Here is a 26,117-nt window from a genome sequence, read left to right as displayed (position 1 = left end):
GCTCGTGTTCATTCTTGGCTTATGGTGGTTAAGCTCGTTCTAGCATACGGTCGAGAGCTTTTTTCGCATCGATTGCAGTGGAAGGGTCCACTTTAATGACGTTCTGCGGGTTTCCGTTCGCTAGCGATTCCAGGGACCAAGCCAGGTGTGGAAGGTCAATTCGGTTCATGGTAAGGCAAGGGCACATCATCGGGTTCAGGGAAATGATATGCTGCTCCGGATGCTCTTGGATAATGCGGTTAACGAGGTTCATCTCTGTACCGATTGCCCACGAACTTCCGGCTGGTGCGTTTTCTATTTGGTTGATAATGTAGTTCGTCGACCCAGCGTAGTCGGAGAGTTCAACGACTTCCCGGCTACACTCGGGATGGACGATGATGTTCATATCAGGGTAGTCACGACGTACCTGCTCAACGTTTGTCACGCGGAAGTTTTCGTGGACAGAACAATGTCCTTTCCACAAGATGACTTTCACATCTTCTACAGGTACTTCATGAATTAATTCTTCTTTGATTGGGTCCCAAACGGCCATTTCTTCAAGGCGGATTCCTAAGTCATAAGCTGTGTTACGTCCTAAGTGCTGGTCCGGCAAAAAGAGGATGCGTTCTTTTTGATCGAATGCCCACTTGATCATGTCCGCTGCATTGGATGAAGTCACTGTAGCACCGCCATACTTTCCGACGAACGACTTAATGGCAGCGGTTGAATTAACGTAAGTAAGAGGAAGGATCGTATCATCAAACAACTCCATCAGTTTTGCCCAAGCTCTTTCCGTTTGTTGGATGTTCGCCATATCGGCCATCGAACAGCCTGCACGCATGTCTGGGAGATAGACGTGCTGGTCTTCTCGCGTCAATATATCAGCCGTTTCTGCCATGAAGTGCACACCGCAAAAAACGATGGCTTCTGCCTCGTGCTGACTAGCAGAGAGTTGTGCAAGCTTCAAGGAGTCTCCGCGTGCATCAGCGAATTCGATCACTTCATCCTTCTGATAGTGGTGGCCTGGTAAGAACAAACGGCTTCCCATCTCGGATTTCACACGACTCACTATAGAGCGCAGTTCATCCTCGGACATGTTCTGGTAACGCTCCGGAAGGGTGGGGTGTTGGGTCTGCATCGTTTCAAAAAGGTTCATCAATTCTCCTCCTCTGGTTTTACGTTGGCGCTAATATCAAGAGACGGGGCAGAGTGAGTCAAGCTTCCGAGTGAAATATAATCGGCTCCCAAGTCCCTGTAGGCAGCAAGGTTATCAAGGTGGATACCACCTGAAATTTCGGTCGTGATGGTACTTGGGACAAGCGTACGCAAGTGACGGATTTCCTCAGGGGACCGGTTATCAAACATAATGCAGTCGACCTCAGCGGCAACGGCTTCTTTCACCTGCTCTTCTGATTCTGTTTCGACTTCGATTTTGATCATATGGCCAAGTTCAGCACGGATTGTCTCGACGGCTGCTGCGATGGAACCGGCAAAGGCGATATGGTTGTCTTTCAACATGACGGCATCATCCAAGCGGAAGCGGTGATTGTATCCTCCTCCAGCACGTACAGCATATTTTTCAAAGGTTCGCAGACCAGGCGTCGTTTTACGCGTGTCACATATGCGGGTCGCAGAGTCTCCGACAATTTCGACTGCTTTTCGTGTGACGGTCGCAATCCCGCTCATTCGCTGGATCAAATTTAAAATGACGCGTTCTCCTTTTAATAGACTTCTAACTGGGCCTTGAATGGTGGCGATTTGCACTCCGGGAGCAAGGTGAGCGCCTTCCGGTACGTGGACGGTCACTTCTACAGAAGCGTCGAGCAGTTCGTATCCTAGCTTGATGATGTCTTTCCCGCAGAAAACGCCGTCCTGTTTGGTGACGAGCGTCATCTCACCATTGGCGTAAGTAGGGAAGAGAAGGTCGCTCGTCACATCACGTTCGCCGATATCCTCCATGAAAAATGATTCTAGACTTTTCCTATAAATGAATGGGTTCATTGGATTTCCTCTTTTCTTGAACAATTTGCTTGGATTGCCACGATTTCAGTTCTTCAGGATAATCACTACGATAATGGGCGCCGCGACTTTCTTCTCGCTCGAGCGCCGATATGGTGATCAGCCAGGCCGTTCGCAGCATGAATAGGGTGGTCACTTGTTTAGTAGTGAGCAAACTCAAGTCAAAGGAGAACCAACGGTCGAGTTGGAAGGATTCCAGCCACTTCAATTGCTGATTCAGGCCTTCAGCTGAACGGACCATGCCCACACGCTCCATCATCGTCTTTTGTATAACGCCAACAGGTGGCAATTCGCAAAGCGGTTCCAGTAATAGCGGTAACTGAAGACCTTTCTTCGTGTGTTCTGAGCGTTTCTGGTCATTAATCCACTTACCCAGACGCTTTCCGAACACTAATCCTTCTAATAAGGAATTGCTCGCCAAACGATTGGCCCCATGGACGCCGGTACAAGCAACCTCTCCAATGGCATACAACCCATCTATGGTGGTCCTCCCGATTCGATCGGTGGCAACACCTCCCATGATGAAGTGGCAACCTGGTGATACGGGGACTAACCCTTTTATCAAATCAACCTCGTATTCGGTGCATAGTGCAGTCACTGTCGGGAACCTGCTGGATAAATGCTTTATGTTGCGAATGTCTAAGTAAACGTCATGTCCTTTGTCCCGTTCTGCATAAATCGCCTGGGCCACAATATTCCGAGGAGCTAAATCACCCATAGGATGGAGGCCATCCATGATCCGTCGTCCATTCTCATCTACTAAAACAGCACCTTCACCTCGAAGAGCCTCGGTCACCAAACCTCGCGTTTCCCCTTTGACATACAATAGGGTCGGGTGAAATTGAATGAACTCCATGTCTATGATTTCCGCGCCGGCGTTATAAGCTAAAGCAAAGCCGTCCCCCGTAATCGTTTCCGCGTTCGATGTGAACGAGTATAATTGACCGCAGCCTCCGGTCGACAGAATGACGTGCGGAGCTGTGAATATCTCCACGTCCGAATCAGACATGCAACGGACTCCGCGGCAAACACCGTCTTCGACCAACAACTCATAGACGAAGTGATTTTCAAGAACCTTCACGTTCGCTTCAATCTGATTGAGTATGTGTTCCGTCAGTTGCTTTCCTGTCTGGTCGCCTCCACTATGAATGATGCGATGGTCATGGTGGCCACCTTCGCGTCCGAGTTGAACGTGACCACGGTCATCTTTGTCGTAAGCCCATCCGCTCTCCATCAACTCGCGGACAATCTCTGGTGCTTCTCGAGTCATTTCTAGTGTCGTTTGGGCGTGGTTCGCAAATCGCCCTGCGTCGATTGTGTCTAGATAATGAGCATAGGGATGATCGACTTCACCAATCGCTGCTGCAATGCCACCTTGAGCATAGCGGGAGTTGCCATTCGTCACATCTGACTTTGTGAAAACAATCACATTAATGTCCTTATGTAAATGCTTCGCCAGTTGTAAAGCTGCAACTCCGCTTCCGACAATGATTACGTCCGCATTGTTCATGTGAGTTATCTCCTTATGTTTTAACAGGTGTATTTACACCTATATTTACATACAATTACACTTATGACAAGTGAAAAGTCGAAATGAGGGAGTGTTGAAGGTTGAAGTATTTTGATTATGCAGCTACAAGCCCGATGTCAGAAGATGCCCTGAGTGCTTTTATGAAAGCTGCCAGAGAATATTATGGAAATACTAGCAGTGTCCACGATGTCGGAACGAATGCAAAAGCGCTTGTCGAACACAGTCGCCAAACGCTAGCCGCTACTCTGAATGTGGACCCGGCAGGTTTATATTTTTCAAGTGGAGGGACAGAGGGTAACTGGCTCGGGATCGAGGCGCTGCTTTCTGCTGGAAGTGGCAATCACATCATCATCTCTGCTGCTGAACATTCGTCTGTAAGAAGGATTGTAGAGAAGAAAGAAAAAGAGGGGTGGCGCATCAGTCGTATTCCTTTAACAACAAGTGGAGTGGTCGATGTAGAAGCATTACAAGATGAAATGACGGAAGATACAGCTTTAGTGTCGGTACAACTTGTTAATTCGGACCTCGGCACGATTCAGCCTCTCGAAGTTATCCATCGACTCTGTGCAGAGAGTGGAGTGTTCTTGCATAGTGACTTCGTCCAAGCATTCGGCAAGATCGATGTAACAAATGTTGTGGGACTTGTCGACAGTTTTTCACTGTCCGCTCATAAAATCGGCGGACCGAAAGGGGTAGGAGCCGTTTACATACGCCCTTCTCTATCGTTCACACCTATTTTTCCAAGCGTTACACATGAGTCGGGTGTGCGCCCTGGAACGCTCAACACCCCGGGTATCGCTTCCTTCGTTGTAGCCGCTGATCATCATGTAGAAGAAGAGCGTATTTCCTACTTGAAATCTATTTTTCTAACAAAATTAGAGAGTTCATTCCAACTGGTAGGCGATACACGTGATCAAGAGGTGCCGATTCTTGGTCTATTAGTAGAGGGGGTACCTGGTCAGTGGCTGATGCTTGAAGGAAGTAGGAGAGGCTATGCATTTTCTGTAGGAAGTGCCTGTCAGTCCTACCAAGACAGTACTTTACCCACACTAGATGCGATGGGGATAGACGAGGAACTTGCAGAAACATTCATACGAATCTCATTTCATCCATCGCATACCGAAGCGGATGTTCTAGGGTTGGCAGATTGTTTAAATGGAATTGTGGCAGAATACTCAACTGTTTCCGCTGCGCCTTGAGCTTTAGAATCTGAACATAGCTTGTCTCCTTTTTTCATAGAGTAAGGAATAAAGGAGGGATTCTATGAATCTGTTCCGCGAATTCAAAGAATTCACCGTCCGCGGCAGTGCTGTTGATATCGGTGTGGGGATGGTCGTAGGGGCTGCTTTCAGCGCGTTGATTGATTCCCTCGTAACGGATGTGTTGCTGCCGCCAATAGGATTGGTATATGCGCGCATGAACTTTGAAGATTTATTCATCAGCTTGAGTGGAGACTACTACCCGTCGCTTGCAGCAGCGAAAGAGGCGGGGGCAGCAACAATCAATTATGGAGTATTCCTGACCGCATCAATTCGGTTTATGATTATTATGTTTGCGGTTTTCCTAGTAGTAAGGCAGATCAATCGTTGGAAAAAGCCACACCAACATCCCATGCATTCGATGACCAAAAAGGAATGTCCGTATTGCTGTATGCCCATTCCGAGCCAGGCAGTCATCTGCCCTAATTGTTCGTCGAGCTTAGAGAAGCGTACGTTTGATAAACCGAAGTGGCGGGTGAAATAGGTGATCGTCGAGATCCCACAGTGAGCAAAGCGAGCGAGGAAGCTCGACACTCGTCCACGGAAAGCGAGTTGTTTTCCAGACCACGAAACACTATCTTTATAACAAAACTAAACTCTACACTTTTTCGATAACCTGCAAAAGAGGACCTCATTATGAGGTCCTCTTTTTTACTTCCTATTCTTCGCTTTCGGAGTCTTCGCTAGATTCATTGTCTTCGGAGCTGTCCATTTCACCATCGTCAGAACCAGAGTCCTCCATCTCGCCAGATTCTTGATCTTCCATGTCGCCTTCATCATCTCCACCACAAGCCGCCAACGTAAGTACAGAGGTAAGTCCGATTGCTAGTAACCACTTTTTCAACATGATAACGCCTCCTTCTTCTTAGCCGTTCAAGGTGACTATACCCAGTGTTTGTAAAAAGAAGGTTACATCAAGGTTAGGATAAGGTAAATGACAATAAATGGGTAGATGGGATCATAGATTGACCCATGCGTCTTTACTATAACCACGTTGTTCCCAGTAGCCGATGTGCTCTTCGTCAATAAGCTCGATGCGATTGAGCCATTTCACAGATTTGTACGCGTACATTTTTGGAACAATCAGTCGGACTGGACCGCCATTTCGATTGGGAATGAGTTCCCCGTCGATCAACATGGCGACCATTACATCGGCATCCATCGCTTGGTCGAGCGTCAAAGAGTCCGTATAAACGCCGTCCTGTGAATAGAATTTGACGTGAGTGGCTTTCTTTTGTACACCGGCTTTTTCCAACAAGTCGCGGAGTTTAATTCCTTCCCACGTGACGTCATATACGCTCCAGCCTGTGACGCAATAGAAGTTTGAGACTTGGACTTCTCGGCTGAGGTTCACAAAGTCTTTCCAATCCCACTGCTTTGAGCGATCCACGAGCCCGTCGATTGTAAAAGAGAAGTTCTCATCCGAAATGTCCGGCATCCGAGTAACCGTATAGTAACGGAAATCACCGGACCTTCCGCCACCAATCGGTGGTTTCGATTTTGGTAATGGTGTCGGCATCGGGCTGAATGCTTCTGTGAGAGGAAGCGTGGAGGTTGAGCTCGAACTGCTTTGAATTCCTAAATAAGGTTTCGCCCATTGGTAAATGAAAGGAGTAAAGACAAGTGCAATCCCCGTACCTGTCCCACGCCTCAAAAAGGTTCGACGATTCATAACCGGGTTCCCTTCCTCGATCACCATGCGTTTGTTCTGCTTTTCCTCGGCTCGTCGTTTTTCGATTGCCTTGAACCAGCGGCTCCTTGTAATGCTGTGGTACAACAGGTAAGGGACACCAAACCAAGTCATAATGTCATGTGTAATCAAGGCGAATGAGCTGAGTGCTGGGTTAAGACTGCGTTGGAATGTAAGCAACAATCCTGAGGCAATCAGCGCAACTAACACGAAGAGCACGACATAAAGGTTAACTCGGTTGTTTCTCCTTTTCCTTAACGTTTTCAAATGCTTAACCAGCTTTGGTCCATAGAATAGGAGGGGAAGGAGGCTGATAAATCCGATCCAGATATGGCTGTCTCTCACCCAAATGCGAACTTGGGGCAGCCACTGCCGGAATTCAGACGACACTAGGATAAGGCCGGTAAAGGCGAGGAACGTAAAGAGGAGGGCATTCCAATGGTGAAGCTGCTTCAACTTTTGTCCGAACTTCTGCTGCTTTTTATAAAAAATGCGCTTATCCATGAGTTGTCTCTCCTTTTGGTAACTCTATGCGAAAACAGCTTCCTTTTCCTAATTCACTAGAAACAGTAATGGTGCCATCGTGTGCCTCGACAATATGTTTAGCAATGGCAAGTCCGAGACCTGTGCCTGCGTATTTCCTGTTGCGGGAAGCTTCAACACGATATGTTCGTTCAAAGATATGAGGGAGGTGTTCGGGAGAGATTCCTTCCCCTTCATCTTTAATGTAAAGAATGGTGTCTTCTTGCTTTAAAGTAAGCCCAATCGTAATGATCGAGTGTTTCTTAGAATGGCGGATGGCATTGTCGAGTAGGTTGATCATCACACGCTTCATCTTTTCTTTATCGATATATAAGTCTGATACCCGTTCAGGGAGGTCAATGTTCACCTCAATCTGCTCGTTCTCAAGGCTGAATCGCTCGTGCTCTAAAACCTCTAACAACCACTGATCCGCTGCGATTGCCGTTTTGTGTATTTCAAGCTGCCCGGAATCGTAAACGGAAAGCTCAAATAACTGTTGGATCATCTGGTCCAATCGCTCGACTTCCAAAGAAATCGTCTGCATGTACTGGGCTTTAGACTTCGGATCATCGACGATCCCATCCTGGATCGCCTGGATAAAAGCGCGGATCGAAGCCATTGGTGTGCGAAGGTCATGCGAAATATTGGCGACAAGTTCTTTCCTTGAGGTTTCTGATTTTTGGATGGCCTCAAATGAGCGGCTCAGTCGATTGCTCATATCGTTGAATCGTCTGGTCAATAAACGGATTTCCAAAGGACCTTCCTCCGGAATCGATGTACCGAAGTCCTGTGTTGACATGTGACCGGCTTCTTCGGTTAAGCGTTGTATCGAACGTTCGACGGGGGAGGTGAGTAAGTAGTACAAGATAAATGAGACGAGAGCGGATACGAGCGTTAAAAGGGAGAGCCATCCGATCATTTCGACTGATAAAAACATGGAGAAATATCCAATGATCAAGAACGTCGTCATAAACAGGATACTGCTGCCATTTGCAATTAAAAAAATCGTTTTAATCTTCATTCCGCATCACCCGTATCGAACTTATAACCGATTCCCCAAACCGTGTGCAGTTTCGTAGGGTGTGAAGCATCCTTTTCAATTTTCTCTCTAAGTCTTCTGAGGTGGACGGTGACCGTGGTGGTGTCTCCGTCATAGCTCGTATCCCAAACCAGTCTTAGCAACTGGCTTCTAGAAAATACCTGTTTTGGGTGAGTGACTAACAGATGCAGAAGATCGAATTCTTTTACAGTCAAATTGACGGCTTTCCCATCGACCGTAACTTCTCTTGTTGCTCTATTGAGAACAATTCCGCCTGCTTCCATCCATTCATGTTCTTTTAGTTCAGGTGCATGCTTATGGGAGTCGATGAGACGGAATATGGACCCGACCCTGAGCACTAGTTCTTGCGGATTGAAAGGCTTACTCATATAATCGTTCGCTCCGATGGTCAAACCGAACAGAAGGTCATAGTCTTCTGACTTGGCGGTGAGCATGAGGATGGGGGTTTCGTCCGCTTTACGAATTGTCTCACACACCTGCCAGCCATCTACTTTCGGCATCATCAAATCGAGGATGACGAGGTCGGGATGTTGATGACGCCATTTCATCAGCGCTTCTTCTCCGTCCCCGGCCATTAGAATCGTGTAGCCTTCCCGTTCCAGGTAGCGCCGGCATACATCGAGAATCGATGGTTCGTCATCCGCGATTAATATGGTTTTTGTGGTCATTTCGTATGCCTCCCGTCTTATTTCATTCATCATAGCATGAACGAAGAGGGAGTCGCGTTATTATTGGTCGTCCATCTCCTGGTCATCACTACTATCGTCCATATCGGAGTTTTCCATGTCACTATCACTCATATCTGAGTCTTCCTTCTCCATGTTCTCATCCATCTCTGAGTCACCTTCCATATCTTCGTTCATGTCACCTTCTTCATTCATTTCGGAATCTTCCATGTCTCCAGAATCACCGCTCATATCGTCTTCCATCTGCTCTTCTGTGTCGCCATCCATTTGATCGCCTTCTGAATCTCCACAAGCTGCGAGGACAAGTACAGAAGCAAGTCCCATCATGATCATCCATTTTTTCATTTCCAAACACTCTCCTTTATTGGTTTGGTTATACTATACCCGGCAGCACTTACAAATCACTTAAGCAAACCTTACAAAAGTATTAAAAGTGGGAGTGATTGTGTTGTAACGTTGTCGAATTCCTCGATAACCCCATATCCACATAAAAAAGACCACTTTCCTAAAGAAAGTGGTCTTAGATAGTTAGCAATATTCGTTGTAAGCTTTCGTTAAGTTCTCGATGATTTCTTCCGGTTCGTGGTCTTCGATCTCTTCACGCGGGATGAAGTGTACCACTTGGCCGTCTTTCAACACAGCCATGGATGGAGAGGAAGGTTCATAGCCTTCAAAGTATTCGCGCATCCGAGCTGTCGCTTCTCGGTCTTGGCCCGCGAATACGGTAACAAGCTGCTCCGGTTTCTTCTCATTAGAAAGGGATTCGCGTGCAGAAGGGCGGGCTAAACCGGCAGCACATCCACAGACAGAGTTGACGACTACTAAGGATGTCCCTTTAGTAGTGCTGATGAACTCGTCCACTTCTTCGGGAGTGGTCAGTTCTGTGAAACCTGCGTTTGTCAGTTCGTTACGCATCGGTTGAGAGATTTCTTTCATGTACGCTTCATATGGATTCATGGTAATTCCTCCTATGGTTTTTGTTTAGTAGCTTGTGTCATTTGGTGCCATACAGAGCCTTTTGCTTCTTCGCCGCCTTCAATACGCTCGATAGCCATATTGACTTGTAAGCGGACTTCGAATTCAGGGTCGTTTGCTGCTTTCTTCAAGGCAGGAAGGGCTGTTTCGTCCCCTAGTTCGTATAAGAACATCGCAGCACGCCAGCGGACGAGACGGTTCGAGTCTTCTAGGGATTCAATCATCTTCGGCATGGCTTCTTTGAACCCAAGATCAGAAATACAATCCCCCGCGGTACGCCTTACGGTGACGGACTTGTCTTTCAATGCTTTGTAAAGGAAAGGAAGTGTTTCCATTTCTTCGATCATTCCGAGGTAAGCCGTCGCAAGCCTTCGAATAGATGCTTTGTCATCATCCAAAGCTTTGTCTAAGATACGGTAATCTTCAGCAGTTGGATCCATGCGGTCGAGTGCAGCATAGCGCACCTTCCAATCATCATGATCCAATGTTTCTAGCGTGATATCTGACTTTTTCTCCTCAGGTTCGTCTAGTTTCGAGTTTTGATCAAACGCTTGTTTAATAAGAGATCGTAGTCGTTCTGGGTCGTAACTTGCTGAAATCTCTTCTTTTACCTGTTCGCCGACTTCGTCCGCATCGCCATATCGAGTGCTTTGCTCCACCCATTCACGCTCCATGATCATGTTAGGAGAAGCGGGTGCTGCTTCCATAGCGGCTTCTTGAAAGCGCGGCTCAAGGCCGACGCGCTTTTCCTCACCACGGTCGTCGAGCTTAATTTGCATCGGGATCCCTTTGAACATTTGGATGAAGACCTTTACTTCACCAAAGTCCTCTTCACTAGAACCGGACGCGGAAGGTTGCTCCCCTTCTCCCGATCCGAATACTTTTCGTACTTCTGGAAGAATGGACTCCCATGGTACACGGGCGTTACGCTCCAGCGCGATGAAGTCGAGGACATGATAGAGCCCTTTCACTCCTTCAATGGCAAATAGTTGCTGCACAAATTCAGGAGAAGAACTGTGATCATCATCCTTCTTATAGTTATGAGTCTCCCCTTCAGGAAGACTCTCCTTCAAATTGATTTTCATGGAATTCGGGCTGGGAGTTGGTTCGATGGATACGATATTCATGCATCATTCCCCCTTGCTACACATTTCTTCCTATTTTATCAAAGATCCGAAAAGTCATCCATGAATAAGAAAGTGAAACCAAGGAGAGGCGTCATGCGTAAAAAAGGAGGGAGAGGGATAGAAACACTTTATCTCTATAACTGTTTTGTTTACACTAATTTTAGAAATGATGGAGAAAAGGAGAGAAATAACGATGAATCGTACAGCAGAAATTGTGTTAACCGTAATCGGTATTGTCCTTTATGGATTGCCGCTCGCTATCGGATTTATGTTTCGATCATTCCAAAACAATCCTCAGGCAAAAGAAGACTTTATGAATGCAATGCAGCAAGCGCCAAACTCGCAGGAGCTTCAGAATGTCAACATGGATCAAATGTTTGATTTCATGGGAGCCTTTGCGTTATTTATTCTAGTCGTTTCCTTCATTGCAGTCGGTCTCGCTATTCTATCGATTTACTTCCTTAAAGGAAATAAAAAGCCGAAAGCTGCTGGGATAATTTTGATCATTACAGCGGTTGTGTTCACACTAGCCACTTTATTCATCGGATTGTTTGGCAGTGTAGCCTTCCTCATTGCAGGAATTGTTGCGCTGGTGAGAAAGACGCCAAAGCCGAGGGATGAAGAAGCAATTACGTATTAGTGAGTAAGGCACGAGTCGGAGTGACTCGTGCCTTTTTTCTTAATGGTTTCTGGTATAATGGACTCATAATGCACCTTGAGGAGAATGTTATGAAACCCTTCCAAGACTTTCAAAAGCGCATTCTGTTAAACTACGTCATCGGTTCGATGCTTGCGGTTTTCGGTGTGGGCAGTGTGTTTATTTTCCATACGTTGACCTTGAAAGGAAACGAGGCCACGTATTTGATATTTGTAATGATCATTTCTGTTGTGATCATGTGGATAGGTGAGCTGGTTGCTTACCGTAGACACGTCCAGCCGATTCAACGCGTCTTCCGTGAACAATCCGTGCAGAAGGAAGAGATTCGGCAGGCCTTCCTTACCGCTCATCGATTTCCTATCCTGACTGTACAGAGGATTATGGGGCCGCACTTGTTCGGTCTTGCCGTCCCTGCCTCCTGCTTTAGTCTGCTGGGGATTTATAATGGTTGGGTCAGCTTACCGTATTATTACATAGCACTCGCTTGGAGCGGAGCAGTACTGATTGCTGTTATGCACGCACTCATCGAATTCTTTTTAACGTTCAGGTCGGTTAACCCGTTACTGGCTGCTCTTATCAAACGCGCCGAAATGCTTGGTTTTTCAATAGAAGAAACCGGAACAGATTATTATTTGAGCATTCGGAGGAAGTTGATGGTCAGTTCCATCTTCACGGCTGTTTTCCCTGTTTTACTCTTCATTCTAGCTTCTCAGATAAGGTTAGCTGAAAGTGGAGGGAGTGGGATTGAAGGCTATTGGAGCTGGGCTTCCTTGATCGTAGTCGTAATCCTTGCGATGGGTTCCGTCAGTTCTATGCTGTTATATAAAAGTATTGAGGATCCGATGATTACGCTTAGAGAGCAATTCGACCAAGTTGGCAAAGGTCGTTTTGAAAAGATGGATAATGTCTATTCGGATGAGTTTTCGAATCTTGTGACAGGTTTCAATCATATGATCACAGGTATCAAAGAACGAGACGAAGAGAACGAACGTCTCTTGGAGAGTTTCTTCACTGTATTTGCAGCTACACTGGATGCACGAGACCCTTATACAGCAGGCCACTCGGAACGGGTGGCAGAGTACTCGGTTTGGATTGCGGAACGAGCGGGTTTCGAAGAAGGGGAGGTGGACCTATTGCGGAAGTCCGCCCTTCTTCACGACATAGGAAAGATCGGAGTCCGAGATCATGTCTTGTTAAAGGCGGGGCGTCTCACAGAGGAAGAGTTCGAACAGATCAAACAGCACCCTGTGATCGGATACGAAATATTGCAACAAGTGCAGTTACCAGAACCATTGCAACCTGTTCTTCCAGGAGTGAGAAGTCACCATGAACGCTTCGACGGGAAAGGTTATCCAGATGGTCTTTCTGGATTTGATATCCCTGTCTTCGGTAGGTTGATGGCTGTAGCGGATGCGTACGATGCGATGACGTCAGATAGACCGTACCGAAAAGGGATGCCACAAATGAAAGCTTTGTCTATTATCGAAGAAGGCAGAGGAACACAGTGGGATCCTTATTTTGCCGACTTATTCCTAAATGAAATGAGAGAACGTAACGAGCAATCAGAACGAATAGCTGCCTCTATTAAATGACGAAAACCGCCGGCATTATGCCAGCGGTTTTTTTATATGCAACAGTAGGTCAGTCCAATATGCGGTTCATTGCATCTACATCGGCTATTTCCCTGTCATAAACCCTACCTTCTTGAGGTCTGAATCCACTTCCGCCACAAACTTTACAAGTATAACGCCATTCTTCATCATCCATCAGCAGTCCTTCTCCGTCACACGCAAGACAATACAATTCCCTAGGCATGATTCATTCTCCTTCTTATTCCTTTGATTACCATTACGTTATGTCAAAACAGCTTCTGCTATACAAGGGAGATTAATTTTTTCCTTTTTCGGGAATATCACAATCATCTGGGAGGGATGACATTGGATCAAGATCAAAATCAACCAAATAATGAAACAAACGAAGATAAACAAACAGACTCAAACCAGAATGGAAAGATAGACAGACCTGGTCGTCAGTTTTATATACCTTCTCAAATTGTCGATGAATTCGGGGAAAAAGGGCGGGACCACCTGAACAAGCCGTTCCGTGCACAGTTTTTACTCGCTCTGACCGCAGGGTCCTTCATGACATTTGGTGCGGTGTTTTCCATTTTGCTTGCTTCAGGTGTTGAAACGAAGGGAATTTATCACCTGTTATCAGGCCTTGGTTTCGCTTCAGGCTATGCGATGGTCTTCATTTCTGGATCCGTTCTATTTACAGAAATCAATGTGCTGTTACCATCGTATCTTTTTAATAAATCAGGGTTGATGAAGGCGAACATCTATAAATTCTGGATATCGTCTTATATAGGGAACATACTAGGTGCCTTCTTAGTAGCCGTTTTAATTCAGTTTTCTGCTTCACTATCGGACCCTTTCTATAGTGAACTTTCCATGTATTTAGATCACAAAATGAAGTTTCTCGACCACGGGGTCAAAGGATGGTTTGAGATTCTTGTTTCTGGTATATTGGCTAACTGGTTGATCGGAATGGCTGCATTTTTGACAACGGCAGCACGCGATATTACAGGTAAGTTCCTTGGTACGATGCTTCCGGTCATTCTGTTCGTTGCAGGGAACTTCCAACACAGCGCGGCAAACATGGGTTACTTCAGTATGGGGTTTCTAGCCAACGACAATTACACATGGTATGAGTATATCTTCTTCAATTTGCTTCCGGCGAGTATCGGTAATTTGATTGGTGGCGGTATTCTCGTATCATTACTGTTTTCTTATGCATACAAGGAGGATATTCAAACTTCCTTAGGGAAGTCATAAGCAAATAGGAGGGGTTCTTATGAAACAGTTGATTGCCATGGGTGGTGGTGGGTTCTCTATGGAGCCTGACAACCCCTTATTAGATGAGTATATATTGAACCAATCCACTCAGAAGAAACCGAAGATTTGCTTCATTCCAACCGCTAGTGGAGACTCTCAGGAATACATCGATAAGTTCTACGAATTTTTCCAGAACCAAAACTGTGAGGCCTCCCATTTGTCCTTATTCAAACTGGAAAACAGGGACATTGAAGGGTTTATCATGAAGCAGGATATACTTTATGTCGGTGGTGGTTCCACTAAGAGTATGCTTGCTCTCTGGCGTGAGTGGGGAGTAGATGTAATCCTGAAGAAAGCTTGGGATAATGGAATTCTTCTCGCGGGTATAAGTGCTGGAGCAATTTGCTGGTTCGAAGAAGGGTTGACCGATTCCTATGGCGATCAACTGGAGCCTCTGCCGTGCTTAGGCTTTGTAAAGGGAAGTTGCTGCCCGCATTATGATGGGGAGAAAGATAGACGACCTTCTTTTCACAATGCAATCAAAGAGAAAAGTCTTGGCCCCGGTTACGCTCTAGATGACGGGGCAGCTGTCCATTTTATCGACGAAGAAGTACACCAGGCCGTTTGCTCTAGACCAAGCGCAAAGGCAATGAGAGTGTGGTGGCAAGAAGGAAAAGTTATAGAAAAACTGTTGCCAATGAAATACTTATATTAATAACAAGGGACGCTTTAATAAAAGCGTCCCTTAATAGTGTTGAGAAAGTTCCCTCGGTTCTTTTTCATATAAAGAAAAGCTGTGAACCTCCAGTGCTTCCGGATCAAGAATAGCAAACGTTTCGCAATTAAGGAGGAATAAACTCAATTGTGTATGGATTTGTTTGCACGTATTATGCAAAGTTGTTTCCCAGAACACGATATACTAAATTTCATACAAAACCAAAATCTGAACTTTTTCAAAGTGTCAATATAGGATCTTCGGTTCTCTTAATTGTTTTAAAGAGCTGTTTCCATCAAGCTTTCATTCAAACAACATGATTTCAGGATCTTTTTCGTAGACGTGAACAAGCACAGCATGCAACTGTCCACGGTGGTGATACATATGGGCGATGATCTGCAAAAGCCACCCGAACCGGGTGTACGTAACGCCCCACCAAGAGGTTGTTTCTGTAAAAAGTTGATCTTCTGTGTAATTTTCGAATTGGATCTTCAGTTGGGAGAAGTGATCAAATAAAGTTTCTAGAATTTCGTCTTTCGTGTTTAAGGAAATAGAGGCGTAGAACGTCTCCATTTCTTCTTGTGTCGCTTCATTCGCAATGTGCCCATCGGCTAGAGGGATTGACGCGATATGTTCGAGCAATTCCCGAATGGATCGCTTTCCTACCGTCGGTCGGAAGGACAAGTCTTCTTCGTTCAGTTGCCCGACCATCTCTGAAATAGAGGCAATCACAACTTCTAACTGGTGGAAAGCACTTTGACAGTACATATTCATGTGTAATCAACCTCTTTTTATAAAAAGTGTCTCGCTCCTTATTTCTTCAAGCAGGACATAAATTCCTGTTGAATGAAAAAAGAAGCTGTTTAGCTGAACAGCTTCTTTACACAATGGTCAAAATACGCTTCATGTAATGTTCCGGGAGTTGGGCGAAGAACATATCTCCATTATCGTGGACAAATCGATGTTTAGCATCACGTAACAGTGCTAAATCTTTTTTGGCAAGACCAAGATAGCTCTGTTGGAATGGACTTAATGACGAACGGGACTCGAGAATTTCAATCGCTTTTTCTGGATTCCCTCGTGCAATAGATAAGTGGGCGATTTCAACAGGGTCATTGGTTTTTACATTTTCCGTGCGATGGTGAAAGGCTGAGATGAAAGGAATAGAGTTTTCTGTGACAGATTGGGAAATGGCCGTAAGATTATGATCATCCGCAATTCTTTTCGTCTGTTTTAAGTATTCTAAAGAAGTCTCGTAATCTTCGAAGGCATAGGTGAGTGCTAAGTGGCTGTGCATCGTTGCTTGTTTTTTGGGTGCCAGTCCTGAGCTTATATACTTATAAGCGAACTTCCTTGCGAGTACTAGACTGTTCGTTTTGAAATAATGATGGAACGTCAATTCGTCAAAACGCAGCTTCATGAAGTAATGAAATAACGGTTCGTTGATTGTGAACAAAGCTTCTTGAATATCTTCGGTGTACTTATCCATTCCTGCGAATTTTTTCATATCATAGTACGCATAAACGAGAAGGAACAGATGGATGCACTTAAGGGATGGGTGTTCGAATTCCATTGTCTCCATTTCCTGTAAATCTTGTTCCGTCAGACGTGTTGTCTTCCTGTCGAGAACAATCCTGTACAGGTCTTTGACTTCTGAGTGGAGATATTCGAACTCAAGTGCTTTCTCTAAGTCTGTAAAGTAGTCATTCATATAGAGAAATTCCATCATCGCAAGTTGATCTTCCAATTCCGTCTGCTTATGAGTGAAACAGAACTCTCGAGTCCGTTCCGCCGCAATGGTATCGGACTCAGCATCCTTTAACTGATGATGATAAAACTTGTAAGCAGGAGAAAGATAATTCATATGGATACGATTAAACCTGGTCGGCTCAATCACCATGTAACTCTTCAAGTTATATTCCCCCTCAACCTTTATGTCCTATTTTTATTATAATCTTTATTTAAAGATAAAAAAAGTCATTTGCAAATATCTTGAAATTTTTCGGTTATTCCCAGTTTGTTGGTGTGTGTAACGTTGACACTGACGTAACGTCATACCGTAATGTAAGCAAAGAGGTGATCACTGTGTACAAAGTGAAAGAATTGGCAGAACTCACCGGTGTGAGTGTGCGCACGCTCCACCATTATGATCATATCGGATTATTGTCTCCTAAAGAAATAGGGGAAAACGGTTATCGATATTATGGTCAAGTGGAAGTCACGAGGTTACAGCAAATCTTATTCTTTAAAGAAATGGACTTTTCTTTGAGCCGAATAAAACAAATAATCGATGATCCTGAATTTGATCAAGCGTCTGCCCTCCGTCAACACAAAGAAATCTTAATGGAAAAGAAAAAGCGAATTGAGCGAATGGTAAAGTCTGTTGACCAAACGCTGGATTCGCTAGAAGGAGGAAAAACGATGACGGATAAAGAGCGTTTCGAGCCGTTTAGTCGTGAGGAAATGGAGAAACATCAAGAGAAGTATGAAGCAGAGGTGAAGGAGCGCTGGGGCGATACGGATGCCTATCGTGAATCGAAACAGAAGACAGCGTCCTACACAGATGAAGATTGGAAGAAGATACAGAACGAATCTAATGAAATCGATCGTCAGATTATCGCAAGGATGGAGTACGGACCAGCTGATCAAGAAGTGCAAAGGTTGATTGGTCAGAAGCAACAACACATTACGGATCACTTCTATACATGTTCAGATGAAATCTTCCGTGGTCTTGGAGATATGTATGTAAATGACCCTCGCTTCAAGAAAAATATTGATAAATGGAAAGAAGGATATGCTGAATTTTTGAGGGATGCAATACACAGGTATTGTGACCGTTCTAATAAGAAAAAATAAGAATTCAAGATTCTCATGTTACAAGTGAGTAATAGGGATGTAATATATGTAAAGGTAATGTTGTTTTTCTGTTATTGATGTATGCCTCTCTAGTAGTTACTATAGAAATTGTGAAATTGAGAACAGCGCTTGCGAGACATCAGCGATCTCGGAGGAATAACACGCTGTTTACCAAGGAGGCAATCAATAATGAAAAAAACAATTCTATCTTTGGCAGCAGTGAGTTCGATTATGGCGGCAACTACAGTAACAGCAAGTGCACACGAAAACGTTACAGTTAAAAAGGGAGATACGCTATTCAGCATTGCACAAAAAAATGGTGTATCTGTTTCAGATATTAAACAAGCAAACAATCTAACATCTAATCTAATCTTTCCACAACAAGAACTGAAACTGCACGGAGATAGTTCAAACGCATCGGCTTCTTCAAGCGATCAAGGAAATGCAAGCACGTACACGATCCGTAAAGGTGATACGTTATACAGCATCGCTCAGAAGCACGGTACAAGCGTTTCTTCTCTTAAAGCGGCTAACGGTCTTAACTCTGACTTGATCTATCCTGGCCAGAAGTTAAGCTTGAACGGTGAGTCTAAAGCAACTCAACAATCTACTAGTCAAGCACAAAACAATAATGCAGGCACGTACACGGTCCGTTCTGGGGACACGCTATACAGCATCGCTACGCAAAACGGTCTAAGTGTAGCTTCCCTTAAAGCGGCTAACGGCCTTAGCTCCAATATCATTCAACCAGGACAACAGCTTAGCCTTAATGGAGAAGCTAAAGCTACAACTACAACAACCCAATCTACTAGCGAAGCAGAATCTACTTCTTCTTCACAAGATTCTTCTCAAGTAGAGGGTCGTACGTTGACAGTTGAAGCGACTGCTTATACAGCATTCTGCAGTGGCTGCTCTGGTGTAACAGCAACAGGAATCGACCTAAGAGCTAACCCTAACCAAAAAGTAATCGCAGTTGACCCAGATGTAATCCCACTCGGTTCTGAAGTATATGTTGAAGGATATGGACGTGCTGTAGCTGGTGATACTGGTGGCGCAATCCAAGGCAACCGTATCGATGTATTCATGCCAGACCGTTCTAATGCGCTAGACTTTGGACGTCAAAGTGTAGAAGTAACTATCTTAAATTAATCATATAGTAAGTAAAACAGACGGTTTATTAAAGCCGTCTGTTTTTTTATTTATTATTTTGTTACCACGTAACTATAGGAGCTTAAACTATTAATCTATTGAATTTTTTCGAGTGATATAGTGTTCTACTTATCTCTCAATCTTTTCTTTTCCGACGAACATAGTAAACTGCTCCACGACACCATCCATGAACTCTATAGTCTTTTCATCAGCTATATAACCTTTTTCATCGACTTTATGCTGTACCTGACCGATGAGGATTTCGTTGCCTGGAATGACACGTGCCCCCATACCTGGAGCGTTCATGATCTGTCGCAAATGCATCTGTGCTCTTACTGTTCCAAGAGCCCCCATGCTTGCTCCGGCGATGAACGTAGGTTTCCCTTCCATTTCTTTATTTCCTCGTGACAACCAATCAAGGGCATTTTTCAAAACACCTGGGATAGAGTGGTTGTATTCGGCAGTGACAATAAGAAACGCATCGACATCTGAGAGCTGCGCTTTAAAATGTTGGACAGCTTCTGGTGGCTCTTGCTCCGTGTCCGGATTGTAGTGAGGAAGAAGGTGAATCGGTGTAATACGAATATCCAGCTCCTCTTTATAGCGATCCTTCATGAATTCGGCTAATTTGTGGTTATAAGAATCTTTGCGTATGCTTCCGACTAGTGCTGCGACTTTCAACATATAAACATCCTCCTTAATGATGGAACCTTTACTAATAGTATAAAAAGGGGGTGTGAGGGAAGCGAATAAGTTGCTCAAAATGTCACAAAAAGAAAATAATGAGAAATAAAATTTTTCTCTTGCGTATATAATGTTTTACTAATATTATCAGGGGGAATCGAATTATAACCCTATAAAGAAAAGGAGGTCACCACGATGACTCTGCTATATTCAAAAGCTCGTGAGCTTTTCGATGAAGATTACAAAAATAGCCCTGAAGGCAAGAATGCAGTGAAAACCAAAGGCGGAAAGCGCACGAAAAGTGGGAAAACGCTCTTTGCTTCCCGTAAGCAGAACAGTAAGCGTAAATAACATCTGACGTGGTGAAGGATAGCTATGAGAAGAAATAAAATAAGAATTAACATGGCAGACTTCCTTAAAAAAGGGGTACCATGGATCAGCGCATTAAGGACAGCATCTGTCACTTAAGCGCTGATTTTTTTTGTCCAATTACAACTTCAGTTTGAACGAGGCTGTTTCTTTTGGGAAGTCTTTTCTTGTTAGACGCTTTCCTGAGATTAGCTGCCGATAGGATGTGATGGTGCCATCATGGGAGACGATGTATAGACGATCGCGCTCTTGAGATTTACACCAGGAGAGGAACGGCTCGGCGTGTTCTTTGAATAGCTCCTCGGGCATGGTATTTATCCCATCAGTCCAAAGTGTTTCAGGTGTGGTGTCATCAATTGTGTACATAGGGAACTCTTCTTCAATCAAGCCTCTACTTAGCAGCCGGTCGCAAGGAAGGGTACTCCATTCTGGATTCTGAGGAAACATTCTCGGAGAAACCAAAGGACTTACCAGCTTCTTGCATTGGATACCTTCACTCCAAATAGCAACGGTTTCAAGGGTTCGACGCACCGGACTTACTAACAACATATCTTCTTCTGTCAAAGGAAGATCCTCTTGCAATTGTTTTGCCTGTTCAATACCTTGGTCCGTCAAGTGTGGGTCTCTTATTTGTAAACTCTCTGGTGGATGTAGGGTGTGTTCTCCAGCCCCATGTCTAATGAAAATAAGTTCCATCTTTCTCCCTCCTTTGATTTTGTCCGAGTGTATCATATATTTTCCATCTCGACGTTTCGTTTTCTATCAAATTGGCTATCTGAAGGGGGAAGGAGGAGAAAGGTATGAACATTTTTTCGAACGAAGCTTTGAGAGGGCGTCATATTATTGTGACTGGAGCAACCGGAGGTATTGGATACGAGGCTGCCAAAGAGATTGTAAAAGCAGGTGGCGATGTTACGATCACTGGTAGGAAGGAAGACAAATTGGCAGACCTCAAAGAGGAGTGTGCTACTATAAATGAAGAAGCGAAAATTTGTGTGGTTACAGCAGACTTGAATAAAGAGGAAGGTCGCCAACAAATTGTTTCCACAGCCACCGATACTGTTGGGCCGATTCATGGGTTGGTGAACTCCGCCGGGGTAATTGGAGGAGGTCCGTTAGAGCAGCTTTCAGAAGATGAAATGCGTAAAGTGATGGAGCTTAATTTCTTCTCGACGGTACTGTTCACGCAGACGGTGTTTGAACAGATGAAGGGGAATGATGGGTCTATTGTCAATTTGTCCTCACTATCTGGTCTGAGGGGGACGCATGGAAATACAGCTTATAGTGGTTCGAAATTCGCCATTACAGGTTTTACCCAATCTTTTGCCTATGAAGCGATCGAACATGGTATTAGAGTCAATGCGGTATGTCCGGGCTTTGTGGATACCGAGATGGGGCAAGAAGCCATCCGTGGAAAAGGCGAAAGGGAAGGTAGAAGTTACAAAGAACAACGGGAACTTGCCGAAGAGGGAATACCTTCTGGCAGGATTTCTACACCAGAAGAAGTCGCACGGACGATCGTTTATTTATTGACAGATGCCGCTGGAAATATTGTTGGTGAATCTGTGAAAATCTCCGGTGGTAGTGTGATGAGATAAAAAGGAGTGTGCTTGAACGATGAAAGAGGATCGCTATTCGAGGCAGCGGTTATTTTCGCCAATAGGTGATGAGGGTCAGCGAAAGATTCGTGAAAAGCATGTCCTGCTGGTAGGGGTGGGAGCCTTAGGGACGAGTTGTGCAGAACAACTCGTTCGTGCCGGCATCGGTCGTATAACCCTGATTGACCGTGATTACGTGGAATGGAGTAACTTGCAGCGGCAGCAGCTGTTCGGAGAGTCTGACGCCGCCCGTCGTCTGCCGAAGGTCGTTGCTGCGAAAACAAGGCTAGAGCAAGTGAACCGTGATGTGCAGATTGATATACATATAAAAGATGCAGGGCGGGAAGAGTTGGAGGAATTGCTTGAAGGAGTAGACGTAGTGTTGGATGCAACAGATAATTTTGAAACACGGCTCCTGATCAATGACCTTTCCCAAAAATGGAATGTTCCGTGGATCTACGGTGCATGTGTCGGTAGTCATGGGGTGAGTTATACAATTATTCCTGGAGAGAACGCATGCTTGCGCTGTCTTATGGATACGGTCCCGTTAGGAGGAGCAACGTGTGATACGGTCGGGGTAATTAGCCCGGTGGTACAGATGGTAACGGCTCATCAAGTCGCTGACACAATGAAGCTTCTAGTGGATGATGTGGCTGCGGTGAACCAGAAGTTCATCACTTTCGATCTATGGCAGCAACGGTATTCCTCTATCTCTGTAAACAACGTCAAGAAGCAGGATTGTCCATCTTGCGGTTTGAATCCGACGTACCCCTCTCTTTCCATTGAAAACCAAACGAAGACAGCCGTGTTATGCGGGAGGGATACCGTTCAGATCCGTCCTGCGTATGTAAAGGAAAGGGGTTTCGAAGAATTAAAACAGCGTCTTACACAAAGCAAGGTCAAAGAGAATGCATTTTTATTGTCTTATGAGAGTGGTGAGCATCGTCTCGTTTTCTTTAGAGACGGACGTGTACTTGTGCATGGGACGAAGGATATTACCGAAGCCAAATCGATCTACTTGCAGACGGTCAGCGGGTAACTGGAAAAGTTTGTCCGATGCCTTTATCGGGAAGGGTATAGTAACACTTTCAGAAGGAGGCCTTTTACCAGATGGGACGACTGATTCGCAGAGTGTTCAAATATGGCCCGGTCATTTATCCGATTGTCCGTAAAATCTTACGTAAGCGTCGATAATATAGAAAGCATCGTGCCTAAGCTTTAGAGGCACGATTTTTTTCTGGTAAATGTGGTAAACTCTAAGATAAATAGAGAACGGAAGGGGGAAGTCTGGTGAATCGATGGGATTCAGCGCCGGTCATCCGTTTCTTTGGTGGCCGTACATTATTGTACATATTGGGTTTGTTGTTGATCGTTGGCTTGAATATTTTGGTCTATTCCACAGTAGGGTTTATATTTCACCCGCTGATTATGGCAATTGAAACGGTGGCGTTGCCGGTTATTCTCTCGGTAGTCGTCTATTATTTGCTCCGCCCGATCATTCATCTGCTTGAATCGTGGCGTATCAAACGGGTGTGGGGAATTCTGATTACTTTGTTGGTCGTAGTCGGATTGATCACGCTTCTTATTATTCTCATCGTTCCGTTTCTAGAGAAGCAGTTTGTCAGTTTAGCAGAGGAACTTCCAAGGTATTTGCGTGATTTGCTGAACTCGATGGATCAATGGTTGAGAAGCTCCGTAATCAGCGATTACTACAATGACATCTTTCAGAATATCAACGGTTTCTTGAATCAAATTCCAGACCTGTCCACTTATGCCCAACAGACCGTTGAAGGGATCACAACGTTCATCACGACGGTCACGACTGTATTAATTGCCATTGTGACGCTACCGTTCATCCTGTTTTATTTATTGAAAGATGGTCATAAGCTTCCTGAGAAAATCATTAGCTTCTTTCCTCCGAAAGTGCGCGGGGAAGTGTGGAGTGTGTTCAAGGGGATTGATCATCAACTCAGTGCATATATTCAAGGTCAAATCATTGTCAGCTTCTGCATTGGTGTAATGATGTACATTGGATTCGTCATTATCGGATTAGATTACGCGTTGTTGCTTGCTGCGATTGCGAGTGTTACAAGTGTCGTCCCATACTTGGGGCCGATGATCGCCATTACACCCGCGTTGATCATTGCTATTGTGACGTCCCCTTTCATGGTGTTGAAGCTTGCTTTCGTTTGGACGGTTGTTCAGTTGCTGGAAGGGAAGTTCATTTCACCTCAGATTATGGGTAAAAGCCTGCACATCCACCCAGTGACGATCATCTTTGTCCTATTAACTGCAGGACACTTGTTCGGCATTATCGGTATTATCTTGGCAATTCCGGGTTATGCGATCTTGAAAGTGTTCGTCAGTCATCTTTTCTTCTGGTTCCAAAGAAGATACAATCGCTTTGTAGAAGAAGAGAACCAATACGAGATAAAAGATTAGAAGAAATATAATAAAGGGACGGATCCAGTACCAATGTCTGGGTCCGTCCCTTTTACTTATGTCATCTACTGCTTGATCAACATAACCAATCGAACATCAGGCTCCACTTCCACTTCGTCCGTTTGTTCGAAGCCGTATTTCTTATACAAACTTAAAGCTGGTTCATTCCCTTTACCTGTCTGAACTATGAGTGGCTTACCATGGATGGTTGTCACTAAATATTCTAGCAGGGAAGAACCTATTTTTTTTCGGAAGTGTTGTGGATTGACCATCAGCCTATAAATATCTATTTCTTCTTGTTCTTCTTTGTAGGTGAGAACACCCAGAATTTCACCGTTTTGTACATAGCCGACAAACGTCTCGTCATTTTCCATAATAGATTGAACGGAATCTCTTAAAGGTGGGATATCCGAAAACCCAATCAGTTCCGCTTCTACTGCATAAGAAGCCTCTTGAATACTCAAGATTTGCTCAGCAGTGCCCGGTTCCTGGTGGGATAATATTTCGATACTCATAAACTCATCCTTTTTAGAACTATACCATTCTATTGTAGCAAATGATGTCGAGAATAAAAGGAGGCTACGCATTATTCCTGTCTTTCTATTATATTCCACATGTGATATCTTTTTTAGAAAATCAGTAGTTAAGGAGGCATAGAATGACGGGAAAAGAAACGCCAGAGCAGAAACGGAAAAGGCTTGAGCAACTGGAGCAAAACAAAAGTGGTGCGATAAAAGATGCGATGGACCAAGGGGAAACAGGAAGCATGTCAGCATTGACAAGAGGAATAAAAGGTAAAACAGCTGCTGTGGTGATAGGTGCAATTGTACTTTTCTTATTGATTGTCCTTCTTCTATAGTATTCAAATGCTCTTGTTGAGGTATGAATGCTTTAGTGTTTTGGGAAAACAACTCGCCTTTATCGTAGAAAAACGAGTTATTTTCCCTGTGACAGTATCAACGTTCATTCTTGTTAAACAATCCAATAGGTGACGAACGATAGTAGAATGGAAGTAACAAATAAGAGAATGAGAGGTTTGAGAGCTCGTTGCTTCAATTCTCTCAGGCTGACACTGAGGCCGAGCCCGACCATGGCCATCGTTAATAGGAACGAGGTAACGGTAGAGGTCGTTTCCAGAACGGCCTCTGGCAAGTCGATTACATAACTTCCTAGGAGGCTCATACCTATGAATCCTAATAAGAACCAAGGAAAGGCGATTTGGTTCGTAGTGTCTTCCTGTTTCACTCGATTCATTACCCAGATCAATAATAAACTTAGTGGCACAAGTAAAAAGACGCGTCCAAGCTTCGATAATAGAGCCATCCCAAGTCCAGCTTCTCCAGCTGGCGCACCAGCGAGCGCGACATGTGCGACTTCATGCAAGCTGATGCCAGCCCACATTCCATAAGCCTCGGCGTCTAGAGGCAGTAATGGGCGGATCGCTGTGTAAAAGACAGCGAACAATGTCCCGACGATAGAAATGAGGCCTGCGCTGATGGCTGTGTCCTCTTCCTTGACTTTCAATATTGGAGATACGGCTGCGATGGCAGATGCACCACAGACACCGGTGCCGATTCCTAGTAGGATCGATAAGGAGGAGTCGGCATGAAAGAGTCGGGCTAGGAACATCATGACTCCTATAGCAAGGATGATCACGAATAGATCTCTGAGAAGAAGGGGGATGCCTTCGTTCAGGATCAAATTCATATTGAGCTTAAGTCCGAATAAAATAATAGCGAGTCTAAGCAGCTTTTTTGCTGAAAACTGAATACCGGTTCGAATGGATTCAGGGTAGTCGAAGAAGTGTCGGTATAAAACAGCAAGCAAGATTGCTACAGCGAGTGGTCCTGTTTTATTTAAAACAGGTAATTCGGCAACTAGGAATCCTATGCCTGCCATTAAAGCAGTAAACCCCATTCCAAATACAAGAGGTCGAGATGAAAAATTCATAAGATGTATCCAAC

30 protein-coding genes are annotated in these 26,117 nt (G+C 44.7%); 13 read left to right on the top strand and 17 right to left on the bottom strand.

Going from position 1 to position 26,117, the window contains the following annotated elements:
• Positions 1-28: 28 nt before the first annotated feature.
• Genes nadA through nadB form a run of 3 tightly spaced genes read right to left on the bottom strand, consistent with a single transcriptional unit; the run spans position 29 to position 3,508 of the window.
• Positions 29-1,135 (bottom strand): quinolinate synthase NadA, encoded by a 1,107-nt coding sequence (gene nadA, locus E4663_RS15045; RefSeq protein WP_079477209.1) that lies wholly within the window; start codon positions 1,133-1,135, stop codon positions 29-31.
• The gene (nadC, locus tag E4663_RS15040) at positions 1,135-1,980 is read right to left on the bottom strand and encodes a carboxylating nicotinate-nucleotide diphosphorylase (RefSeq protein WP_135328229.1); all 846 of its coding nucleotides are present in this window, start codon (positions 1,978-1,980) and stop codon (positions 1,135-1,137) included. The genes nadA and nadC overlap by 1 nt, the downstream gene beginning before the upstream one ends.
• Complete coding sequence (gene nadB / locus E4663_RS15035; protein WP_135328228.1) at positions 1,961-3,508, bottom strand: L-aspartate oxidase; 1,548 nt, start codon at positions 3,506-3,508, stop codon at positions 1,961-1,963. The genes nadC and nadB overlap by 20 nt, the downstream gene beginning before the upstream one ends.
• Positions 3,509-3,609: 101 nt before the next feature.
• On the opposite strand from nadB, the gene E4663_RS15030 reads away from it, so the two are divergent.
• Positions 3,610-4,728 (top strand): cysteine desulfurase family protein, encoded by a 1,119-nt coding sequence (locus E4663_RS15030; RefSeq protein WP_241657217.1) that lies wholly within the window; start codon positions 3,610-3,612, stop codon positions 4,726-4,728.
• 64 nt (positions 4,729-4,792) lie between these two features.
• Positions 4,793-5,272: a large conductance mechanosensitive channel protein MscL gene (gene mscL / locus E4663_RS15025; protein WP_079477205.1), complete on the top strand. Its 480-nt coding sequence runs from the start codon at positions 4,793-4,795 to the stop codon at positions 5,270-5,272.
• 174 nt (positions 5,273-5,446) lie between these two features.
• On the opposite strand, the gene E4663_RS15020 is transcribed toward mscL, so the two are convergent.
• The 7 genes from E4663_RS15020 to E4663_RS14990 all read right to left on the bottom strand — a co-directional run bounded on the left by E4663_RS15020 (position 5,447) and on the right by E4663_RS14990 (position 10,848).
• Positions 5,447-5,635, bottom strand: coding sequence for a hypothetical protein (locus E4663_RS15020; protein ID WP_079477204.1), 189 nt, complete (start codon positions 5,633-5,635; stop codon positions 5,447-5,449).
• Between the two features lie 111 nt (positions 5,636-5,746).
• Positions 5,747-6,982 carry a molybdopterin-dependent oxidoreductase gene (locus E4663_RS15015; protein ID WP_135328227.1) on the bottom strand — a complete coding sequence of 412 codons (1,236 nt, stop codon included), beginning with the start codon at positions 6,980-6,982 and terminating at the stop codon, positions 5,747-5,749.
• Positions 6,975-8,021 (bottom strand): sensor histidine kinase, encoded by a 1,047-nt coding sequence (locus E4663_RS15010; protein ID WP_135328226.1) that lies wholly within the window; start codon positions 8,019-8,021, stop codon positions 6,975-6,977. Before E4663_RS15010 ends, E4663_RS15015 begins: the two co-directional genes overlap by 8 nt.
• Positions 8,018-8,728, bottom strand: a complete 711-nt coding sequence (locus E4663_RS15005; RefSeq protein ID WP_135328225.1) for a response regulator transcription factor — start codon at positions 8,726-8,728, stop codon at positions 8,018-8,020. The genes E4663_RS15010 and E4663_RS15005 overlap by 4 nt, the downstream gene beginning before the upstream one ends.
• Before the next feature lie 60 nt (positions 8,729-8,788).
• Positions 8,789-9,091, bottom strand: coding sequence for a hypothetical protein (locus E4663_RS15000; protein ID WP_135328224.1), 303 nt, complete (start codon positions 9,089-9,091; stop codon positions 8,789-8,791).
• Positions 9,092-9,274: 183 nt separating this feature from the next.
• Positions 9,275-9,703, bottom strand: a complete 429-nt coding sequence (locus E4663_RS14995; protein ID WP_079477199.1) for a BrxA/BrxB family bacilliredoxin — start codon at positions 9,701-9,703, stop codon at positions 9,275-9,277.
• Between the two features lie 11 nt (positions 9,704-9,714).
• Positions 9,715-10,848, bottom strand: coding sequence for a conserved virulence factor C family protein (locus E4663_RS14990; RefSeq protein ID WP_135328223.1), 1,134 nt, complete (start codon positions 10,846-10,848; stop codon positions 9,715-9,717).
• A gap of 193 nt (positions 10,849-11,041) precedes the next feature.
• Here E4663_RS14990 and E4663_RS14985 point away from each other — a divergent pair, with 193 nt between their 5' ends.
• A complete protein-coding gene (locus tag E4663_RS14985) occupies positions 11,042-11,488 on the top strand; it encodes a DUF4064 domain-containing protein (protein ID WP_079477197.1) in 447 nt (148 codons plus the stop codon).
• Positions 11,489-11,577: 89 nt separating this feature from the next.
• A complete protein-coding gene (locus E4663_RS14980) occupies positions 11,578-13,098 on the top strand; it encodes an HD-GYP domain-containing protein (RefSeq protein ID WP_135328222.1) in 1,521 nt (506 codons plus the stop codon).
• Between the two features lie 49 nt (positions 13,099-13,147).
• Here the strand turns inward: E4663_RS14980 and E4663_RS20010 are convergent, their stop codons facing one another.
• Positions 13,148-13,321, bottom strand: coding sequence for a hypothetical protein (locus E4663_RS20010; protein WP_168927359.1), 174 nt, complete (start codon positions 13,319-13,321; stop codon positions 13,148-13,150).
• Between the two features lie 122 nt (positions 13,322-13,443).
• Between E4663_RS20010 and E4663_RS14975 the strand changes: the two genes are divergently transcribed.
• Together E4663_RS14975 and E4663_RS14970 are read left to right on the top strand one after the other, a co-directional pair.
• Positions 13,444-14,340, top strand: coding sequence for a formate/nitrite transporter family protein (locus E4663_RS14975; protein ID WP_421803852.1), 897 nt, complete (start codon positions 13,444-13,446; stop codon positions 14,338-14,340).
• Between the two features lie 19 nt (positions 14,341-14,359).
• Positions 14,360-15,055 (top strand): Type 1 glutamine amidotransferase-like domain-containing protein, encoded by a 696-nt coding sequence (locus E4663_RS14970; protein ID WP_079477194.1) that lies wholly within the window; start codon positions 14,360-14,362, stop codon positions 15,053-15,055.
• Between the two features lie 303 nt (positions 15,056-15,358).
• On the opposite strand, the gene E4663_RS14965 is transcribed toward E4663_RS14970, so the two are convergent.
• Together E4663_RS14965 and E4663_RS14960 are read right to left on the bottom strand one after the other, a co-directional pair.
• On the bottom strand, positions 15,359-15,829 hold the full coding sequence (locus E4663_RS14965; protein ID WP_135328221.1) for a DinB family protein: 471 nt from the start codon (positions 15,827-15,829) through the stop codon (positions 15,359-15,361).
• Between the two features lie 106 nt (positions 15,830-15,935).
• Positions 15,936-16,967 (bottom strand): AimR family lysis-lysogeny pheromone receptor, encoded by a 1,032-nt coding sequence (locus tag E4663_RS14960; RefSeq protein WP_079477192.1) that lies wholly within the window; start codon positions 16,965-16,967, stop codon positions 15,936-15,938.
• Between the two features lie 173 nt (positions 16,968-17,140).
• Here E4663_RS14960 and E4663_RS14955 point away from each other — a divergent pair, with 173 nt between their 5' ends.
• Together E4663_RS14955 and E4663_RS14950 are read left to right on the top strand one after the other, a co-directional pair.
• On the top strand, positions 17,141-17,911 hold the full coding sequence (locus E4663_RS14955; RefSeq protein WP_135328220.1) for a MerR family transcriptional regulator: 771 nt from the start codon (positions 17,141-17,143) through the stop codon (positions 17,909-17,911).
• 189 nt (positions 17,912-18,100) lie between these two features.
• Positions 18,101-19,060 carry a LysM peptidoglycan-binding and 3D domain-containing protein gene (locus tag E4663_RS14950; protein WP_135328219.1) on the top strand — a complete coding sequence of 320 codons (960 nt, stop codon included), beginning with the start codon at positions 18,101-18,103 and terminating at the stop codon, positions 19,058-19,060.
• A 129-nt stretch (positions 19,061-19,189) separates the two neighbouring features.
• Here the strand turns inward: E4663_RS14950 and E4663_RS14945 are convergent, their stop codons facing one another.
• A complete protein-coding gene (locus E4663_RS14945; RefSeq protein ID WP_176140501.1) occupies positions 19,190-19,744 on the bottom strand; it encodes an NADPH-dependent FMN reductase in 555 nt (184 codons plus the stop codon).
• Positions 19,745-19,939: 195 nt separating this feature from the next.
• Here E4663_RS14945 and E4663_RS20005 point away from each other — a divergent pair, with 195 nt between their 5' ends.
• Positions 19,940-20,095 (top strand): hypothetical protein, encoded by a 156-nt coding sequence (locus E4663_RS20005; RefSeq protein WP_168927358.1) that lies wholly within the window; start codon positions 19,940-19,942, stop codon positions 20,093-20,095.
• Positions 20,096-20,233: 138 nt separating this feature from the next.
• On the opposite strand, the gene E4663_RS14940 is transcribed toward E4663_RS20005, so the two are convergent.
• Positions 20,234-20,809: a histidine phosphatase family protein gene (locus tag E4663_RS14940; protein WP_135328218.1), complete on the bottom strand. Its 576-nt coding sequence runs from the start codon at positions 20,807-20,809 to the stop codon at positions 20,234-20,236.
• Between the two features lie 104 nt (positions 20,810-20,913).
• Here E4663_RS14940 and E4663_RS14935 point away from each other — a divergent pair, with 104 nt between their 5' ends.
• The 3 genes from E4663_RS14935 (at position 20,914) to E4663_RS14925 (ending at position 24,153) form a co-directional block, all read left to right on the top strand.
• Positions 20,914-21,711, top strand: a complete 798-nt coding sequence (locus E4663_RS14935; RefSeq protein ID WP_135328217.1) for an SDR family NAD(P)-dependent oxidoreductase — start codon at positions 20,914-20,916, stop codon at positions 21,709-21,711.
• Between the two features lie 19 nt (positions 21,712-21,730).
• Positions 21,731-22,750, top strand: a complete 1,020-nt coding sequence (locus E4663_RS14930) for a MoeB/ThiF family adenylyltransferase (protein ID WP_135328216.1) — start codon at positions 21,731-21,733, stop codon at positions 22,748-22,750.
• Between the two features lie 251 nt (positions 22,751-23,001).
• Positions 23,002-24,153, top strand: coding sequence for an AI-2E family transporter (locus E4663_RS14925; protein WP_135328215.1), 1,152 nt, complete (start codon positions 23,002-23,004; stop codon positions 24,151-24,153).
• Between the two features lie 65 nt (positions 24,154-24,218).
• Here E4663_RS14925 and E4663_RS19840 read toward each other — a convergent pair whose 3' ends face one another.
• Positions 24,219-24,668, bottom strand: a complete 450-nt coding sequence (locus tag E4663_RS19840) for a GNAT family N-acetyltransferase (RefSeq protein WP_158290513.1) — start codon at positions 24,666-24,668, stop codon at positions 24,219-24,221.
• A 143-nt stretch (positions 24,669-24,811) separates the two neighbouring features.
• Between E4663_RS19840 and E4663_RS19835 the strand changes: the two genes are divergently transcribed.
• Positions 24,812-25,012, top strand: a complete 201-nt coding sequence (locus tag E4663_RS19835) for a DUF6366 family protein (protein WP_158290512.1) — start codon at positions 24,812-24,814, stop codon at positions 25,010-25,012.
• A gap of 113 nt (positions 25,013-25,125) precedes the next feature.
• Here the strand turns inward: E4663_RS19835 and E4663_RS14915 are convergent, their stop codons facing one another.
• A complete protein-coding gene (locus tag E4663_RS14915; RefSeq protein ID WP_135328213.1) occupies positions 25,126-26,103 on the bottom strand; it encodes a YeiH family protein in 978 nt (325 codons plus the stop codon).
• Positions 26,104-26,117: the final 14 nt, after the last annotated feature.

Origin of the sequence: Halobacillus salinus (assembly GCF_004684905.1) — a bacterium.
Classification (GTDB): domain Bacteria; phylum Bacillota; class Bacilli; order Bacillales; family Halobacillaceae; genus Halobacillus; species Halobacillus salinus.
Note: the sequence above shows the minus strand (reverse complement) of the source record. Positions and strands in the feature narration are given on the sequence as shown.